Origin of the sequence: Paenisporosarcina sp. FSL H8-0542, from assembly GCF_038632915.1 — a bacterium.
Classification (GTDB): Bacteria; Bacillota; Bacilli; order Bacillales_A; family Planococcaceae; genus Paenisporosarcina.
Genome location: NZ_CP152050.1, coordinates 2,492,153 through 2,511,696, shown reverse-complemented (window position 1 = coordinate 2,511,696; position 19,544 = coordinate 2,492,153). Strand labels below are relative to the sequence as shown.

11 protein-coding genes and 1 pseudogene are annotated in these 19,544 nt (G+C 36.3%); 7 read left to right on the top strand and 5 right to left on the bottom strand.

All coding sequences use genetic code 11. The features are described from left to right. Nucleotides 1–134: 134 nt before the first annotated feature. The 3 genes and pseudogenes from MHH33_RS12900 to MHH33_RS12890 all read left to right on the top strand — a co-directional run. Nucleotides 135–326, top strand: a pseudogene (locus MHH33_RS12900) (hypothetical protein); the annotation flags it as partial. A gap of 645 nt (nucleotides 327–971) precedes the next feature. After that, entirely contained in the window at nucleotides 972–1,154 is a 183-nt protein-coding gene (locus tag MHH33_RS12895) for a hypothetical protein (protein WP_342541956.1), read from the top strand. A gap of 488 nt (nucleotides 1,155–1,642) precedes the next feature. Continuing rightward, entirely contained in the window at nucleotides 1,643–1,969 is a 327-nt protein-coding gene (locus MHH33_RS12890) for a hypothetical protein (RefSeq protein WP_342541955.1), read from the top strand. A gap of 184 nt (nucleotides 1,970–2,153) precedes the next feature. On the opposite strand, the gene MHH33_RS12885 is transcribed toward MHH33_RS12890, so the two are convergent. Next, nucleotides 2,154–3,005 carry a helix-turn-helix transcriptional regulator gene (locus MHH33_RS12885; protein WP_016427909.1) on the bottom strand — a complete coding sequence of 284 codons (852 nt, stop codon included), beginning with the start codon at nucleotides 3,003–3,005 and terminating at the stop codon, nucleotides 2,154–2,156. Between the two features lie 122 nt (nucleotides 3,006–3,127). Here MHH33_RS12885 and fabF point away from each other — a divergent pair, with 122 nt between their 5' ends. Continuing rightward, nucleotides 3,128–4,363 carry a beta-ketoacyl-ACP synthase II gene (fabF, locus tag MHH33_RS12880; RefSeq protein WP_016427908.1) on the top strand — a complete coding sequence of 412 codons (1,236 nt, stop codon included), beginning with the start codon at nucleotides 3,128–3,130 and terminating at the stop codon, nucleotides 4,361–4,363. Nucleotides 4,364–5,090: 727 nt separating this feature from the next. Here the strand turns inward: fabF and MHH33_RS12875 are convergent. The 3 genes from MHH33_RS12875 to MHH33_RS12865 form a co-directional block, all read right to left on the bottom strand. Beyond that, nucleotides 5,091–8,729, bottom strand: coding sequence for a PQQ-binding-like beta-propeller repeat protein (locus MHH33_RS12875; protein WP_342541954.1), 3,639 nt, complete (start codon nucleotides 8,727–8,729; stop codon nucleotides 5,091–5,093). Nucleotides 8,730–8,819: 90 nt separating this feature from the next. Further along, nucleotides 8,820–9,878 carry a HupE/UreJ family protein gene (locus MHH33_RS12870; RefSeq protein ID WP_342541953.1) on the bottom strand — a complete coding sequence of 353 codons (1,059 nt, stop codon included), beginning with the start codon at nucleotides 9,876–9,878 and terminating at the stop codon, nucleotides 8,820–8,822. A gap of 370 nt (nucleotides 9,879–10,248) precedes the next feature. Further along, complete coding sequence (locus MHH33_RS12865) at nucleotides 10,249–11,124, bottom strand: endonuclease/exonuclease/phosphatase family protein (RefSeq protein WP_342541952.1); 876 nt, start codon at nucleotides 11,122–11,124, stop codon at nucleotides 10,249–10,251. Between the two features lie 247 nt (nucleotides 11,125–11,371). On the opposite strand from MHH33_RS12865, the gene MHH33_RS12860 reads away from it, so the two are divergent. From MHH33_RS12860 to MHH33_RS12850, 3 genes are all read left to right on the top strand, one after another. After that, the gene (locus MHH33_RS12860) at nucleotides 11,372–11,533 is read left to right on the top strand and encodes a hypothetical protein (RefSeq protein WP_342541951.1); all 162 of its coding nucleotides are present in this window, start codon (nucleotides 11,372–11,374) and stop codon (nucleotides 11,531–11,533) included. After that, nucleotides 11,533–11,721: a DNA-binding protein gene (locus MHH33_RS12855; protein WP_342541950.1), complete on the top strand. Its 189-nt coding sequence runs from the start codon at nucleotides 11,533–11,535 to the stop codon at nucleotides 11,719–11,721. Before MHH33_RS12860 ends, MHH33_RS12855 begins: the two co-directional genes overlap by 1 nt. 1,380 nt (nucleotides 11,722–13,101) lie before the next feature. Beyond that, a complete protein-coding gene (locus tag MHH33_RS12850) occupies nucleotides 13,102–18,027 on the top strand; it encodes an ATP-binding protein (RefSeq protein ID WP_342541949.1) in 4,926 nt (1,641 codons plus the stop codon). Nucleotides 18,028–18,106: 79 nt separating this feature from the next. On the opposite strand, the gene MHH33_RS12845 is transcribed toward MHH33_RS12850, so the two are convergent. After that, a complete protein-coding gene (locus MHH33_RS12845; RefSeq protein WP_342541948.1) occupies nucleotides 18,107–19,507 on the bottom strand; it encodes a P-loop NTPase fold protein in 1,401 nt (466 codons plus the stop codon). Nucleotides 19,508–19,544: the final 37 nt, after the last annotated feature.

Sequence of the window (19,544 nt, the reverse complement as noted above, 5' to 3'; positions counted from 1 at the left end):
GTACGATTGTAAATTTAGTCGTTCTTCAACTTACGGGGCCGTGAGTTGAAGAACAAGAAGAAAAAATAGAAAAAACTATATATTTGCCATCCCATGTTATTCGTCTACTATTTCGGGCGGTTGAGGAATTAAAGGCAACTGGAGGGCTTCTTGGGGGAGCCGCGGGATTATTGGTAGGTGTAGGAGCGCTTGCAATTCCGGGAATTGGGCCACTTCTGGCAGCAGGTCCTATTGTAGCTATGTTAACCGGAGCTGCAGTCGGTGCAGGTACAGGCGGACTAGCTGGAGCATTAATTGGGATGGGCATTCCGGAAGCTGAGGCAGATTAATACGTACGGGATGTTAAAGATGGGAAGCTGCTCGTATTGTTAGTTCCGAATGCCAGAAAAACGGATTCATTCGTTAACAATGAATTACACACAACTTCAGGTACTACTAGACATTAAGTACAATAAATTCACAAAAAACAAGGTCAATCCTTTCTGAGGATTGGCCTTGTTTTTATGAGCTAAGGAAAGTAGAAACATTCTTAGCTCATATTATAGATACCTGATTGCCTTATACTATTTCACTTTTCTCTTTCTTCAAGAGAAGGAACCGCGGTTGAAATGATGTATTTAACAGAAAATCCAGTTCAATTAAGTGGAGAAAAGTATGAAAAAAAATTAACAATTTACCCCCATATATAAAAGGAATACAAGAAACAATTTCTTGGATGATGAAAAGGGCATGAATGTATTTTGTTACATTCAAAATTTTTTTGAAAGTATGTATAAAAGTCAAATTAGTTGTTAATAATATAAGTAAATGACCATTTTCTTCATTATTGAATTAATAGTTATAGTTTTATTAATAGATTTGTCCTTAAACTTATCAAATAGTAGATACAGTATATAAAATAAAATATGTAATAGGGTTATTTCTTGAGTTGCTATATGAAAGAGAAAAGAAGAAGGGAGGATATAACTCTTATGAAAACGTTTATAAACAAATTTGCAGAAGCGATTGGCATAGGTATCATTTTACTATTATTTAATCCTGAGTTAATGGTGGTAGGATCTAGTATTAGAGAGAATGCATATGAGACGATTGTAGTTAGCCTATTAGTAATAATAATCGTTTTGATTTTAAGAAAACCCAAATCACGAGCATAATGATTGGAAAAAAATAAAAGTCGTCAATTCTGAGCGAACTAAACCCAACTTAATTATTGGGTTAATTAACATGGAATGTTTCGGATGAAATTAAGGGAGAAGATGAATGACATCATTATTCCTATTAGCTTCTTCAACTAACTGGTACCTTAGTTGAAGAATTGGCTGCCTTTACAGGGCAGCTTTTTCTTATGGAGTAATGAAGTTGATTACTTTATAATCCGGAAGTAATGTCAACCTACTGTGAATGGAAGGTTTATAGTCTTTAATGTTTAATAATAGATCATTTACAAATTTATAACATCTAGGACGTATTATATTAACAACACATCGTTAATCTATATATTAGTGGGGATAGCTTGAGTGGCTATCATGGTATTTGGCGAAGGAGGAGCCAATACCTTTTTATTTTTCGTTTTATTTTTTTGTTCGTTTCTTTCGTTACTAATAAAATTGGGTGGTCAATTATAAATCTAGGGGGGCTTACAATGTTAACATTGTCTGAAAATAATAATGAAGTGCTACCAATGACCCTAAATATTAAAGAAATTGACAAGCAATATATCATTAAGCAAAAAATATTTGAAGCATTAAATTTTTCAGTATACATAGTTACGTGTAAACAAGAAGGTACATTCTATGAACTCCTATTAATTAAAGATTTCAATTCAGAAGGACCATCAGCACATATTTGGCACAAAAAGATTTGTAAGAACTCAACTATTATAGAGATTGCAAAAGAAGTTGCTGAAGCTATCCAATCAGGATTCATTAAAAACGAATCCTCTCTTGTGTTGGTTTGTAATAAAGTTTGATCAAAAGCATGCTACAAAAATTGATTTTTCAACAGAAGAAACCCAAACATTTTGAAAAAAGTTTGGTCAAAATGCTTGGGTTGTTTGTTGCTAGTGAATAATTTTTTATAAAAAAGTTTTGATCATTTTCTACCTGTGTTTGCACAACAATAGCGCCCTATAATGGAATAACGAAATTACTTTATTAATTTTCAACGGAAACCCTCTTCATTAATCGCTTTAATTTCTTTTCTGTATCTGTTTCCTCTACTGGTGTATAGATACTGCACCGTAAATCCATATCACCTTGAACTTGGAGAGAAGTTAAATTAAACAACATTTTGCCTGCTTTAGCATGTCTGAATTCAATTATCATTTCTGGAGCCTTACTCACTTGACTTTCTAGCCATAAATCTTGGAATTCTGGATGTGAATGACTCATTTCTTTAATAAATTGGTTGTACCATTCATCGCCTAAATAGTGTCCATAATAGGTACGGAAAATGGCAAGAAAACCTTTCGCAAAATGTTCCCAATTGACGGCCAATGCTTTGAATTCTTTTCTGGTGAACACTAAACGAATCAAATTTCTTTGATCATTCGGTATTTGTTCAAAATCTAAAAAAACATGAGCAGCTGCAGGATTCCAGCCCACAATATGGCAATGTCGATCCGTAATGATAGTCGGACAATATGTTAATTCAGCTAGTATTCGTTTTAAAGAAGGGCTAAGCTCTGATTGATCCTTTTTTGGATGTGTAATTTCCGATTTTGCTTCTAATGCCAGGTCATATAAGTAGTCTCTTTCATCATTATTTAATTGCAAAGCTGTAGAAATACAATCAAATACGATTGAAGAAACTTTTATATCTCTTCCCTGCTCTAGCCATGTATACCAAGTGGTACTTACACCTGCTAGTTGTGCAACCTCTTCTCTTCGTAACCCAGGTGTCCTTCTCCGGGTTCCGACAGGCAAACCAATTGACTCTGGCTTAATTTGAGCACGCTTAGCTTTTAAGAATGTCGACAAAGCTTCAAGCCTAGTTTTATCATTCATTTTTAAAACTCCTCATCATACCAATTTAACCTAGTGGTAATTATACCAGGATAAACAATCACTTGTAATAGGATAAAGTGACTGTAAAATACAAGTATATTATTGATTTGGAGTGATGAACAGTGGAAAGAGTTGTGATTACAGGTATGGGAGTAGTCTCTCCTATAGGAAACAACCTCAAGACATTTTGGAACAATCTGATTAACGGAGAGTCTGGTATATCCCTTATTGATACATTTGATGTTACTAATCATAAGGCAAAAATTGCAGGTGTCATACGAGATTTTGATGCAGATGAAATTTTTGGAAAGAAAGAAGCAAGACGTTTAGATCGCTTTTCTCAATTTTCTTTGGCTGCAGCCGAACAAGCTTGGACAGACTCTGAGTTAGACCTCAAACGTATAGACGGAGAAAGGTTAGGCGTATACGTAGGTTCAGGTATAGGGGGACTTGAAACCTTAATTGAAAATATTGATGCGCTTAGACAGAAGGGACCAAGAAGAGTCAGCCCAACTCTAGTACCTGCCATGATTTCTAATGCTGCTGCTGCACAAATTAGTATCCAATGGAACGCCATGGGACCTTCTATGTCTCCTGTTTCCGCATGTGCAATTGGAAATACAGCTATCGGAGAAGCCTTTAGACTAATCCGTTCTGGAGAAGTTGACGTTATGTTTGCGGGTGGAACAGAGGCAGCTATAACAGACTTATCAATAGCAAGCTTTGGTAATGCTACAGCATTATCAACAAGAAACGACGATCCAACTAAAGCTAGTCGTCCATTTGATGAAAATCGAGATGGATTTGTCATGTCAGAAGGAGCTGGAATTCTAATCTTAGAATCCTTATCTCATGCTTTACGTAGAGAGGCAAAGATTTATGCAGAAGTCATTGGATATGGTGCAAGTTCAGATGCACACCATATGGTAGCTACACACCCAGAAGGTAGAGGGGCCTATCTTGCAATGAGATCAGCTTTAAAAAATGCCAATATATCTCCTGAGGAAATTGATGTTATTAGTGCCCATGCAACAAGTACAAAAGTGGGGGACATCTCTGAAACGATGGCTATTAAGCAGCTATTTGGAAAGCTAGCTTATCAGATTCCAATAACAGCTAATAAATCTATGCTTGGTCATATGTTAGGGGCAGCTGGTGGAGTTGAAGCAATTGCTTTAGCAATGAGCATAAAGGAAGAGATAGTTCCTCCAACAATTAACTTAGAAAATCCTGATCCATTATGTGATCTAGATTATGTACCGTCTGTTGCTCGCCAAGTGAAAATAAATATGGGGCTATCTAACTCATTTGGTTTTGGAGGTCATAATGCGGCTATTGTTTTAAAAAAATACGAGTGAATAAACTTTCTCTCGTAAATCTAACCGTTTCCTCTAGAAACGGTTAGATTTATTCAATTAAATGGCCCTTTAGTTGAGTAACTTTATTGCTACTCAATAGTTCCTTAATCCGCGCTTTCCGTTCAGAACTTCTTTTCACTTTTCACTATAAAAACACCCCTTTATATAAACAGATCCAAAGGGGCAAAACATCGCTACTTTTTTATAAACGTCGCGATTTTATTCAAAACATCGCGTCTTTTTTAAAAACATCGTGACTTTATTTAAAAACAGCATCTTGTGTAGTAGCCTGGTTTTGCGCTACATGGATGGCTAACTGCTTAGTTTAAGCTGCCTTTACACGGAGCTTTTTCTTAATGGTAATGAAGTTAATGACTTCACTATAGTAGCATTTGATAGTTAATGCAGAGGGTGATTATGGCGGGTTAGTGCGGAGTGGCAATAGGGGGCGTTCTTTTCTTTAAGCCGTTTGCGTTGTCGCGCCTTCGGTTTTTTTGTTTACCTTCCTGATGTCCCCTAGTTCAACTTTTAACTGAAGGTAATCACTTCCTCATCCGGAAGTATGTCAACCAATGTGCAAGGGCATCCCCTTTCAAATAAAACATTTACTGCCCAACATTCACTTAAAAAAGGGGTGCCGAAAACTCCGGCACTCCTTTTCATTAGGGTCAATTTAATGAGTATTCTATCAAACTATAAAACAGTCAAGTAAAAGTGGATGTAGAGATTACTCTGCTGCATTTGGATCCAATGTTTCCAGCTGTGTTGCCCACCGCTCAATATTAGCTGCGGGGTTCGTTCCTTCGGCAGGATAGTCGGTGATGTGGTACCAGCTGATTGTCCGTTTTTCGCCTGCTGCTACACTTGCATCAAAGGAGGCACCGAAAATATAACCGAAGGCACTGATCCCAGTTGGTTTGTCTTTGACCCAGGCAATCCCATGTGCCGGGCTGTTTATAGCGGTTTTAGGCCCATCATACACATAATTCCCCGTCCATCCGGAAGTCTTGAAGCCGGGATTAACGTTTGCAAAACCTGGAACTATTGCCGTGTCATCAGAACTGTCTGGATCGAGTAAATATTGGAAGTATCCTTTGAAATCTTTTGTTCCGGTATTTTCTAATTCCAAGGTTAGCTTGGCCACCGGTGCATCCGGAAGCAATTGGTAGGTGACCGACGTCTTGATGGACGGATCAATTTGTGCTTCTCCGGAAGCTTTTATTGCGTTTCCTAAGGTCTCGATTTTAGGAAGAGACAGCCATTCTCCAGAACGGTTCCATGGAACTTGTGGATCATTCATAGTCGGTGAAAGGATTAACTCGCTCCAATCCAAGGTTTCCATGGCATTATCATCCTGTAGGGCAAAATCGCCTAGCCATCCTGGCTGGAAAGTACCGGCCTGATTATTGGCAGCCACTTGTGTAGAGATGGTCGCCTCTACCTTGTTATTGATAATGTAATGGTACGGGTTGTCTGTTGTTGCGTCCAAGCGGGTGCTTCCTGCATGAAAATCTGGAGCTTCCTGAGATTCTCCTGCAATCGGCTCGGTTATGGCGTTTAGCTTTAGTTCCTTCGTTTCATTTTTCCCCTCTACCATCGTGACAGAAAGAGAAGTGTCTGAATGAAACCCTCTTCGTTTTGTAGAAAGAGTATAATTGCCTGGCTTTAATCCGATCAGGTATTGGCCATCAGCATTGGCTACTGAAGTCAGGCGGTTCCCCTCGGTATCGGTCGCTACAACGGTCGCACCGGCTACCGGTTTTCCGGTATCAGCATCCGTCACCTTACCGGTTACTCGCGGCCATCTTTGGGCAGATTTTCCTCCAGGTGTGTATGCATAAAGATTTCCATCATGAGCACCAACAACAAGCGTATTTCCTGAAATCGCAGGGGAAGATGCCACCCAAGCTCCAATTTCATGATGCCATAATGGCTGTCCTGTTATTCGGTCAAGCGCATAAAGCTTTCCGTCGTTGGAACCGATGAAGATGGTTTCTCCACTAACGGCTGCTGATGAAATGATTCCGCCATCCGTACGATATTTCCATTTTAAGGAACCTGTGCCCGCGTCTATTGCAGCAACGTTTCCGTCAGGGAATCCCATGTAGACGACTCCATCCGCTACGGCAGGGGAGGAACCAGTTGCCTGACCATGAATGTAGGATTTATCGGAGCTCTTATAGCGCCATAGCTCGTTGCCTGTCGAGGCGTCGAGTGAGACGATTAAACCGCCCTGGTACCCCATAAACACACGGCCATCTGAGATGGAAGGCATGGAGTGCATCCAGCCGCCTGCTGGTTTTTTGCGCCAGATTTCCTTGCCTGTAGCAGCGTCAAGAGAGATCAGCCAGCCGCCGTCTGCACCAACAAATACCTTGCCATCTTGTACTACAGGTGTGGATTCAACGATCCAGCCGCCTGCTAAAGGAGCATTCCATAATTGTTCGCCAGTTTTGGCATCAAGCGCCATGATTGCACCTCCGCTGCCTGTGCTGTATGCCTGGTATAGGACTCCATCGGCTACTGTTGGAGAATAATACATCCAGGATCTCTGTACTTGATCCTTGCCAACGGATTTTTCCCAAATCCTTTCCCCAGTTTTTGCATTCATCGCATAGAGTGTGCCGCGAATCGAATTCGCATAAACGACTCCGTCTGCTACCGCTGGGGATGCTTGGACCTGGGCATCTGCTTTTACTTCCCATTTCTTTAGGCCGGTTTCCAGGTCAACCGCATGGATAGCATTTTGGTCCGTTCCGTTTTCATCACGTGTCCCGATATAAACCATTCCATTTGCAATGGCAGGGGAGGAGGTAAGAATCGTACCTGGTGTCCGGTAGGTCCAACCTAATCGCATACCCGCTTCGAGTGTATCTTTTGCCTCTCCGGTATGCTGGGCATTGCCGTGGAACATCGTCCAGTCAGAACCGCCCTTAGGTGAGATACGCTGAGAGTCTACGATGTTGAACGTGTTGTTTTTAACCCAAACCTTTCCTGCATCGTCGGTTACCCTAACTTCTATGGCATGCTTGCCTTTTGATGCTTTTTTAGCATTCCATTGGGTAAACCAGGCCATTCCGCTGCTTTGTTTCAGTTTTTTCCATGAGCCGCCATCTACTCTGTATTCCACTTTAGAGACATTGCTTGTCGTATTATAGGCATTTACCAATATGTCCACTTCGCCCTTTGGAACATCGCTTCCGGCCGCTGGATGGACAATCGCTGCGCTTTGTTTAACGTCATACATCTTATACTTAGCATTCTTGTGGTCGCCCTGGAAAGAAACCATTCGGAATCCGTTCGGTGACTGATCGATCGTATAAGCACTTGAAACAGTCGTTACATGGTTAGCACCTGGAATCGTATCTTGTGCCACATCGTTAACATGGGTATGTCCAACCATCACCAGTCGTGTCTGATACTGGCTAAGAAGTTCAATAAACTTCTTCGTGTTATCAGGTGACGGGGTTTCCGGTGTATTCAAAGGCTTATGGACGAATACTACTACTTCTTTGTCTTTTGCATTTTGGGCGAGATCCTGTTTTAACCATTCCAATTGGTCATTTTCATTGAAGCCCAATGTATTTTCCAATGTGACAAAATGCCTGTTGCCATAATCGAATGAATACCACTCAGGTCCGAGATACTTGCGGTAACGGTCCACTCTTGTTTGATAGCTAGAACCTGGGGCAAAGTCATGGTTTCCGACAGCTGGGTAGACAGGAACAGCAGATGTAGCTGTGCTCGATGTATAATCCTGATATTCTGCATCGGTCGCCCGGTTGGTCAAGTCGCCACTAACGGCGATAAAGGCCGGGTTTCCTGTCGATTCGTTAATTTGCGCTAGCTGTGATGTGAATCGTTCACGGTTATTATTTGACCCTGCTTCCACGTGAACATCGGCCACGTTGGCAAAGGAAAAGTTAGGATTATTGCTTTCAGGCTTAAGTAGCAGTCCGAAGTTTTGTTCTCGTGTTTCACCGGCCTCGAGGTTGCCAAGTTGCTTATAGAACTGGGGTGTTTTGTTTTCGTCTGTTGGGACGCTATACCCGCTAGGAACGGTAACAAAGACGATATCCGACTGGCGTCTTTCAATGTTTGCCGTCAGTGTATACTTTCCTGAATCATCGGTAACGGAAATGCTCTTACCATCTGATACAGACACATTTGGAATTCCTTGTTCGTTGTTATCGCGGACTCCATTTCCATTTTTGTCTGCGAACACCGTTCCCGTAACAGTAGCATTAGGATTATCTGCGACAACCGGTTTGACGACAGCCGCCAAAGCAAGACTACACATCACGGCTACGGTAATCGGTTTAAGCTTTTCCTTCACCGTTTTCCCTTTTTCATTTAAAGGTTTCATTCTTATTCCTCCTATTAATCTCGTATTTTTAACACCCTTAAGCTACTCTTTTTGAACCACCTCCTATATGAAAAGGAAAGAGATTCAGCATTAGGCTAAAAATCGCTCAAAATACCAGAATAATCCCATTCCAAAAATACCAGCGGTTGCCGATCCGTAGACGACAGTTGACCATTTGAATCGGCGGATATAAAGAAGAATGGGAAATAGCAGCATGATGATCAGTGCTTGTCCTACTTCAACACCAACGTTAAAAGACAAAATGGACAAAAGCGAACGCCAGGTTACATCATTTGACAGCTGTAATGCACCGGCAAATCCCACCCCATGGATCAGTCCAAAGCCAAATACGACGGCAAAACGGAGCTTCGTAGAGAATCCGAAGAAATGTTCCAGGGCGACGAATGCAATACTTAACGCAATGAGAGGCTCTATAATCTCGGAAGGGAGATTGATTAGCTTTAAGGCAGTGAGGCCTAGTGTAATACTGTGGGCCAAAGTAAACACAGTAATAATTTTGAGAATATCTGAAAATCGGCGCGTACCAAGTAAAAGAGCGATCACAAACAGGATATGGTCATACCCGATCATAATATGGTGGAATCCGAGTTGAATAAACCGGATGATTTGGCCGATGATGGTTTCCTTGCCGATTTGCAGTTCCCGTTCACCCCCATGAAAAACAAATTGTCCTTTTACTTTATCCAAGTTATAGGTTGCGATGTTCCTGTGCATGGGGTCATTATCGTCAAAAAAGACGCTGTACTGAATTTGGATCGATTTCTCTTTGGCAGGGCGGGGGAACTCAAGCGTGATTTTGGCATAATCTCGGTTCGTTCTTTTTACAACCTCTGTTGCCTTTATCATTCCTTCAGATTTAGCTCCATCCGTGAATAGTTGAAAATGGGAGGCCAGGTATTCCGTTACAGCATCCTGTTTATCTTCCAATGCCTTTGTCAATTGGTCCTTAGAGGAACCTGGATTAACCTCGAAATCTATCAACCTTCCAAGCTCAAAATAGTCTATATAAAGCTCTACATTCAGCTTGTCTCGATCCAGAGTGATGTTTGAATATCCCTCGCTGTTATCTGTGTGAGCTGAAGCGTTAACAGGACACAACGTTATCGTAATAATGAATAAGAGCATCATATTCCATAAAACGAACTTTCTCACCTCTACACACCCTTCAATTTAGTAAATTTTCCTTTGCTTACTCTCCGTCTCTTAGGGAGTCGGCAACTTCATTTAAAGAAAAAGCTGCGTCATCCCAATACCTATGACAACGCTTTAGCTGCACCAAAAAAAATAATGTATCTCTCTTCTGGGATCAGGGAAAATCGGCTTAGGTGCCGGAGTCTTTAATGCAAGGTTGTTTTCCAATTCAGATCCGAGAAGAGAGGATTCATTCATAGTATTCCTGTTTGGCTTATTGTGAATGTTTAGCTCTTAAGTGCATAAAGTGTTTCCTATGTTCAAAAATCCAAAATTCTTACCGGAAATAGTGTAAGCTGTCACCCATCTACTTTTGTCCATTATTAAATGGCTCGTTTCGTTCAAGTTTGATAACAGCGGTCACTGGGAGATGATCAGAAGCTAAAGTTCGAATCACCTCGGCATTGACTGTTTCGATATTATCGGTTGTGAAAATATAGTCGATTCTCACAGTAGGGTTTATTGAAGAATAAGTGTAAGCTGTAGGTTGATCAGCAAAAGCATCACTATAATTGGAAATCATCAGCTGCATTTCCGGGCTTTCCGGTTTTGCGTTTAAATCACCCATGATAATTTTAGGTCCTTTAACTTGCCCAGCAAGTTCATTGACTTCCCGAATCTGGATTTCGCGTTCTGCGGAAGTCAGCGCTAGGTGAGTATTATAAAAGTGAACTTGATTTCCTTTAACATTGATCGTCGCCTCTAGCAGGCCTCTCTGCTCCGTGTTTCCAATTTTAGTAAGTTTGTGGTTTTCAGAATCTAAGATTGGATATTTGCTTAAAATCGCTGTCCCATACTGGCTGCGCGGTTCCCCTTCGATTAATGGTGCATTATCAAGGTTTGCTCCATACACATAAAACATGCCAAGCCGTTTTGCCAGCCAATTTGCCTGGTCTTCGAAGTTGCTGCGACTAGACCAATGATTGTCCACTTCCTGCAAGCCAATGATATCTGCCTCCGAGTTTTCAATAACCTGAGCAATCCGTTCCAAATCCAAAACCTTATCTGTCCCTTCACCGTGATGAATGTTATAAGACATTACCTTAACGTCAACCGATTCTCCGCGTGGGAACTCGGTTTCATCGGCAAAGGAGTTTTGTCCGAAACCAGAAAGAGCAACAATGGCACAAGCAACAGTCAACATGAACGATACTGCTTTTCGTCTTTGATATTTTGTCATCATAATGAATCCTCCTAATCGATTTATGTATTTCTACTTTAATCATACAAAAGGAATTTATGGTTTTTATAGAAACTAAATTAAGAAAATGTATAATTATGTTACTATTTTGTAAATTATGGTTATTGGGACCTATGACAATGGTACTGTTGAAAATTTATTTTCTTTGGACAAAAAAGTGACCGAAGGAAAAGAAAATGGATAGTTTAGAAAGCCTCCTAAAGAAGAAAATTCTTTAGGAGGTTTTTTATTGGAATATAAACGCGACTTAGAACAGAAACGTAAAGAAGCTTTAGCATTAATAGAGGAGTGGGAGAGGAGACTAGAAGAGGGAAGTGAAATAATCGTGTCTAATATTAATCAAATCACAGAAAATGGACTTATAACCAGAGGTGTTAAGAGTGATATTTAATGAAGAAAGAAGAAATTGAGTCATACCCTCTTGTATTAACAGCAAAAGAGATTAGTTCAATCCTGAAAATTTCTAAACCCAATGCATACGAGGTGATGAAAAGAATAGATTTTCTACTTATAAAAATTGGAAGATGTAAGGGAGTATTAAGAGATAAAGTTTTTCGTTGGTTAATGAGCCAACAATAGAAGAATTTGTTCTAAATGAATTACGGGTTGTTAAGAAGGGTCATGAAGAGTGGAAGGACAGAGTGGGTAAATTATTCGAGAATCAAGACTTAGTAATCTGCACGAATACGGGTTCTGTTTAAGATCCACGTAATGTTATACGGGTTATGAAACGCATTGTAAAAAGCATAGAGGTTACTACCATTCGATTTCATGATATTCGGTATACACACGCATCAATTCTTATATCTGAGGGTGTAGATATTGTTAAAATTTCTAATCGATTGGGTCACACAAGTCCTAAAACCACATTAGAATTTTATGCACACTTACTACCAAACAGAGATAATAATATTGCAGACATTTTTCACCATGCCGTGCAAAATGAAGAGTTATGATTTTTGAAAAATCCTGCGGACAAAATGCGGACAAATCAATAAAATAATGGAATATGTTTTTCTGAATTACAAAAAGAAAAGCCTTCAAATGATGATCCCGACTGGGCTCGAACCAGCGACCTCCACCCTGTCAATTTTGTATCCCTTAAATAACCTGGTTAAAAGGAGTAAACCAGGTTAAATAAGTCTGATTATTAAAGGTTTCATTGACTGAGTTCATCAATTCAGTAAATTAAGTTCAATACAGAAAATTAATTATGCGGACAAATTGCAGACAAGAGAGTAAACAGGTGGTCTGTATTACTTCTTTAAGTGAAACAGTATGTAACAGTAAAAGAATAATTACTGATATTGTAGGCTATGAGAAATTCTCTTAGCTTTTTTTCTTCATCAACTCGGTGCATTGTTCCAAGACGGATTAACAAGATTAGGGCACTCATTAAAGATATAAGCCGAAGTGATGCTAGACTAGTGGAACATGCGGAATAGAAACGATACAACTTAAGGGGAAGAATTATACGTAATAAAGATAATTTGATGACTACCATCATAGTTCCACAAGAAGGCACTTTCAGCATCTCCAGTAAAGGGAATTTATCGAAATGGAGTATTGGGGATATTCGACAGTTGTTTGGATCATTTATTATGTTAAAACAGGCGAATGTAACACTTATAGTATTTCGTTACATTCGGCAGGGGAAAGTCCGAGAGAACTTCACATTCATTCCTTCTATGATAGTTAATCGAACTGTATATTGAGTAATATGAAAATTAAAAGATGATGAACTGATAATTATGGAATTTCTATATCTCTCACAACACTTTCAATTGATGTTAAGTACCTTCCTCTTTAGAGCTAGGGGTCGCATTAATAAATTATTATAAAATTTGTATGCCTGTTACGGTTTTTTATGATTGGTGTTATGTCTATTCTTGTCGAATCACTTTATTTTCTGAATATTATTGTTATATTTTAAGAAAGAATATAACTGGGGGTAACATAATGGGTATACAAATTCCTATCTTAAGTTACGTGAATGACATTAATATAACCGAGTTTTCATCGACTTTACCCGATGTAAATGCTAATGAAATTGAACGTGAAAATATTATTAAGAATATTGAAGATACTTTTTCAAAGGATAAAACTTGCATAATGATTGAAGGATTAAATGCAACAGGGAAGTCTACATTATTAGCACAATTTGTTAGAAGACATAAATCGAATTGTGTATCATTTTTTATTGGAGATGACTATTGGAGAACAAACGTATCATTTTTTTTAAAAGAACTATGTCTACAAATGGCAGCTGTAAGCAGTGATGGTTTGAAAAATAAAATTATTCAAACTGATATAGAACTCCTTCAAGAACATGAATTGATAGGACTTTTTTCGCGCTTATATACTGATTTGTGTAAACAATCAAAACGAGGAGACAAATTTTTTTATATTGTAATTGATGGGTTAGAAAAACTAAATAACAACAATATTAATGATGGAATATTAAAATACATTCCCAACGGTGATCCAAATGGAGTGTATGTTCTTTTAAGTAGTCAAAACAACAATCAATTTGCACTTAATAATTATAGTATGCAAATACAGTTTTTCTCACGATTAGAAACAAAAGAATTACTAGACGGTTATTTATCTAATGAAGAGATAGATCAAGTTTACGATTTTAGTAGTGGCATGCCTGGATATATATCTGAGCTTATCAGGCAACTTAAAGAAGGCAATGGCAAAGAAGAAATACTTAATAACCTACCCACAAGTTTTAATTTACTTCTAGAAAATACATGGTCAAATTATAACTTTGAATCAGATTATAAAAAATTAATAGCATTAATTATATATTCACCAGAAAAATTGACTGTAAGTATTATTTCGGAAATTCTATCTCTTAATGAGTATCAAATTTACAGTATTGTTGATGATATCAGTTTTATTTCATTAGAAGATGAAAAAATAACTTTAATAAATCCCTATAGAATATTTTTAATAAATAAACTCTCGGAAATCAAAAATGAGATATTACAATTAATGATAGATTATTATGAAAAGTCTCCTTTAAACAATAGCTCCTTGACATTCCTACCAGAAATTTATAAGGAAGCAAATAAATTTGGTCCGCTAGTCGACTTAGTAAATATAGATTATATATACAATACCGTACAAAAATCTCGAAATATCTCTTCTGTCCGTAATAATTTAAAAATTTTATCACAAATGTCTTATACACATAAAGATTGGCAAAGTTTATCTTGGTCAAACCTTGCAGATTCTGTATTTAATCAGATTGCTTCTGGCTCACCAGCTGTCGAAAATCAGTTGAAAAGCTTATTAGCATTAAACAGATATGAAGATGCATTGCAAATTGCATATGCCTGTATACTACCCGAAGACCGGTTATTACTGCTTTCTCATATATGTAACTATATGAAGCATAATGGCATTAACATTTCTCCTGAATTATTAGACAGTATTAAAGAACTCATAAATTTAATTGATGCAACTGTAGATTTAAATAAAGAATTAATTGAAAAACTAATTAATATATCATCGAATATATTCAGTGTCGATGCAGCGCTGAGTATTAACCTATTAGATAGAATCGTAAGTAAGTCTGGAGAAAATATTGAGAAAGATAAGTTAATGGATTATCTATTAATAAGATTATTAGCCAGGGTAGATAATTCTAATAATGATATTGATCATATAACAAATAATATAGGTGATAATGATGTTCAAGATTATATTAAAATCACTTCAGATATATTCAATTTAGAGAGCATTGATGAAATACTTAGTAAGGTAGAACTAATTAATGATGTTTCTGCTAAGTTATTTTATTTAGAGAATTGGTGCTATAAAAACAAAGATAACAGTGAAGCTTTTAAAATTGTGGAATATGCATTAAATATTATGATTGAGAATAATCAATACACACCTACACAAATGCATTTGAGGAACTTTGCCGAGGCTTTAGAAAAAACTAAAGAGTCAAGTGTTGCTCAAAAACTAATAGAAAAAATAGATAACTTAAGTGCAACTATTATTAAAAATCCTATTGATGAATATGCAAGTGTAGAATTAGCTTTAGCAAAAATTGAAAAAAAATGGAGTAAAGATGCTGCTCTTGAGAGATATTTCAAGGTTTATTTCTTATTAGAGGATGTTTACGATAATGATTCTAAATGTTTAATCTTAGTTCGTTTATTAGATTCTTTAGAAGATATAATGGATAACGATCCAAAGCTAAAAATTGAGTTAAGGGACCAGCTCATCATGGATTATAGCCGATTAATAAATGCTTCAGCAGAACATTTTAAAGTTACAAGGAAGATAATCCAACGGTTAACAAAAATAGACAAAAACCTTGCTTTAAATTTTGCGGGTAAATTGAATACTAATTTAAGAAGATATAGAGTATATTCGGAAATTTTAAAAGTACATGTAAAAGAACATGATATCGATTTTGTTTTTATTAATCAGGTAATCGATTTAATTAATGAAAAGCCGTTGCTAGATAGAGTACTTTTACAATTACTAAAAAAACTTGTTGAATCTGAAAAATTTGTTGATAGTAGTATTAAAAGAATTTTTTTTGGTACCATAAAGGACATTGATAGTGTACAAATAAAGGCGTTATCGTTTGCTTATTATATGAATTGGATGAAAGAAGACGTTGACAAATATACTTCCGCGTTTGAGGAAATGAAAAATTGCTTAGATAAAATTGATGCGACTAATGAAAAGAGAGAATTAGGATTTAGATTAGTTCAAATAATAAGCGAGAATCATAATTCTTTTGCAGAGCAATTATATAAGAAGGTTATTGAAAATTATGTAACTAACAATATTTTTGATACAAGATTAAGTGAACCTTTTATAGAAATAGTAAACTTAATGATAAGAATGGTTCCGGATATATTAAAATCCCAAGATTATAAATTTAAAATTAGAATGCTAAAAAACATTATTCTAACAATCCCTTCGTCTTATCATCAGGCTTCTTTGCTTTCAAATATTGCTCTTAGGTGTTCTGCAAATGATAATAATGAATTAATTAATGAAATAACAGAAAAGTGTTTAGACATTCTGGATAATTGTAAAGAAGATGTCGATACAAGCAGAAATATCATTTTGGAAATCTCCCCCCTGCTGTATCTCTATGAAAAAAGTATACTATTTGAAAGAGTCAATACATTAGAAAGTGATGAACTTAGGGATATTGCAATTAGAAATGTTATGAAATATCTAATTACGAAGAGACCACCAGAAGACCCATTGGATTTTGAAATGTTCCAACAAAAAATTAACTATTCTACGGCGATTAAAATATGTGAGCTAATTGATAATCTTAATGTGGATATAAACATATATGCCTCTATAAAAACATTAATTGAATCTTTAGTAGAGAGGCAAGGGCAAAGTAATAAGCTAATCAGTAAAATAAAAGAAAGACAACTATTAGAAATAGTAACAAAAATAAAAGGGGTTATAGACACTAAACTGCCTGATAAAAACAATATAAAACATGAAGGATATAAAATAGCCGCCTTTGGTTCATTAGCATTACTACGTGATATTGCTTCTTTTCGAGCTATGCCGAGATGGAATAGTATAATACCCTCTCGAGAGGATTTAGAAAAGAATGCAAAATTAATTAATAATACATCAGATAAAATTTTTGTATTAGCAGCTCTAGGTAAAAACGCACTCTATGAAAATAGCTCTATGGGAGATAAGCTCATCAAGGAAGCAGAAATGAACTTAAAATACTTAAATAATCCATTAGATAGAATTGAAAGGCACGAATTGATTGTCGAATCTTATCAAAAGATATCTAATAACAAGGCAGCAAAATATTTATTGGAACAAGCAATAGGTCTAGCAAAGTCTTATGCGGACGAAAATGGAAGGGACCAAATGTTAGGAGGATTAGTTGAACTAGCACATACAATTGATCCCAACTTGGCTCAAAACATTGCTTCAAAATTAGAATCAATTGAAAACCTTTCAAATTATAATGATAGATTGAAAACTTTGACTTTGCATTCAGATCCTCAAAAGATTAAAGAATATAGCCCAAGCGAAATTAACGAAGTTTTACATGATTTTTATAAAAAAATGGTCCGCACACTATGTTCTAGTAGAGGGACAATACAACATGATGAAGTGATTGGCGAAAGTCTTAAGCATTCAGCAGGTAAAAGCTTTGAGACCATTGCCTTGGGACTTTCATGGTATGTTGAAAATATAATTGCGCGAACAAAAAATCATAACGAATCTTCACTGGACGATTTTTTTATGAGGATTTACCAATTATTAGAGTTAATTAGAAACGTTGAAACAACAATGTATAACAAAGACAATTTTCACGAAGCAAATTTTTATAAAGTGTTATCTGCAACTAATATTCAAACGTTCGATTTAAATCAACAAGAAGATGCCTTTTCCCTCATTCAGCAGTGGATTAACAATAATGTAGGTACCTATTTAAAGATATACGATCCATATTTTGATGTTAATATGCTTAACCTTTTAAAACAAATAGGAAATGATTCTAGAATTTTCATTTATAGTTCTACGAAATCTGCAAACCTTGAGAAATTGCCAGATTTGTACAAAGCTCATTGGAAAAGTATATGCGACAATGTTCCCCCTGAGACTCATATATACATGCTTGCAACTGGTTCTGGAAGTTCACCACTACATGATAGATTTATAATATCAGATTCCGCAGGTATGAATCTTGGGACATCTTTGAACGGATACGGAAGCAAAATTTCTTCAATTAAGTTTTTAGATTATGATGAAAAGAAAAAAATAGAAAATGAGATTATAGATTCTGCAATGATAATGCCACCTACAAAATATAAAGAAGAAAAAGTCTTTCTTAAGATGTTCACTTTAAATAACTAATTAAATAAACAGGACTGCTGCTAATAAAAGGCAACAGTCCTGTTTTTCGTATACTCGGTATGAAAAGCTTCATATTGGATTAATCACTTAACCTACTTCTCGATAAATCAGGATATTTATTAAAATAATAAAGTGCTTCCCTAATTATATTGTCATTAACACTGTATGAAGTACGTTTTTCATCTAAGTGTTTTATAAGGTCTGGTAGTAATAAAGAAAGATGAACTTTAACTACTTTTAATAATGAATCTTCAATCTTTTGTTCTGAAGAGTTACTTAAAATGTCATAAGAAAATTCTTGAGGTTTAATAATAAATGCAATTAGTGTAACAAAGGCAGCATGTAGCTCATACTTTTGCATTTCTTTATTATAGATAAAATCTCTATAAAATTCCGGCCAAACCTCTAAAAGGTTCTGTGAAAATTTCAAAAATGTTCTAGGATTTGATAGATTGCAATCATCAATAAGTGACCAATACAGTTTATAATAAGATTCTTTTAGTTTTTCATAGTCCACAGCATTAAGAGAAAATGTTTCATTTAAATTATTTTTTTGAATTTCTACATGTGATGGATGTTCATTTGTGAAGTTTTCCTGTTTTAAAAACAAATAGGATTTTATACATTCTAATAATTTCGCATCTGACTCTTCATTTCCTAAAAAATTTACCATTAATGAATCTGTTAGTGTTTGGAGTTGATATTTTGTATTAATGTAATAATTCTTTTGAAAAATTTTTTCAAGATATTCCTTAGGTTTTATAATGCCTTTTTTTTCGAGAGCATCACATATAACAGATTCATCCATCGCTACTAAAAATACTATTCCCGGAAAGTCTAAGGCTGATTTAACCATTTGAAATATGGTTATTAGTTCATCTGGAAATAACCTATCAATTTCATCAATCATAACTACAATTTTTTTGTCGGTACCTTGATAATGCATCAGCATTTCATTATATAACTCTTTTTTTCTCATTGATAAAGGTTTTTCGAAAGTTAGTTCGGCAATCCCTTTTGTCGCCTCGCCCGCACTATTTGCCACCATGTTTGCACTCGCTGAATCCATTCCTTGAGAAACAGATGTAAAGTATGTAACAGCTTTTGATACTGGTGGAATAACTTTTTTTGCATACTCTCTAAATCCTTTTTTTATAGCCGTGTAACCACCGTCAATTTGATAGTATATCTCTTCAAATAAATTAATAATTAAAGAATCTTTTTCTGTTACTAGCCATGAATTAAAACGAATTACACTACATTTTTCTGTATCTAGATAGTTTTCTATAAAATTAAGCATCGTAGATTTCCCTGCACCCCACGGACCTCTTATGCTAATAGCATATGGTAAATATGAAGGGTGATTATTAATGTTTTTTGCTATATGTTCAGCCTTCTCGATAAACCCCAATCTATCATTTTCTAAATGATTTAATGGTAAATGATTCAATTCCAAAATAACTACCCCTTTCGCTTTCATTTCTACTACAACTTTATCGTCACGTGAGTTTCTTCTA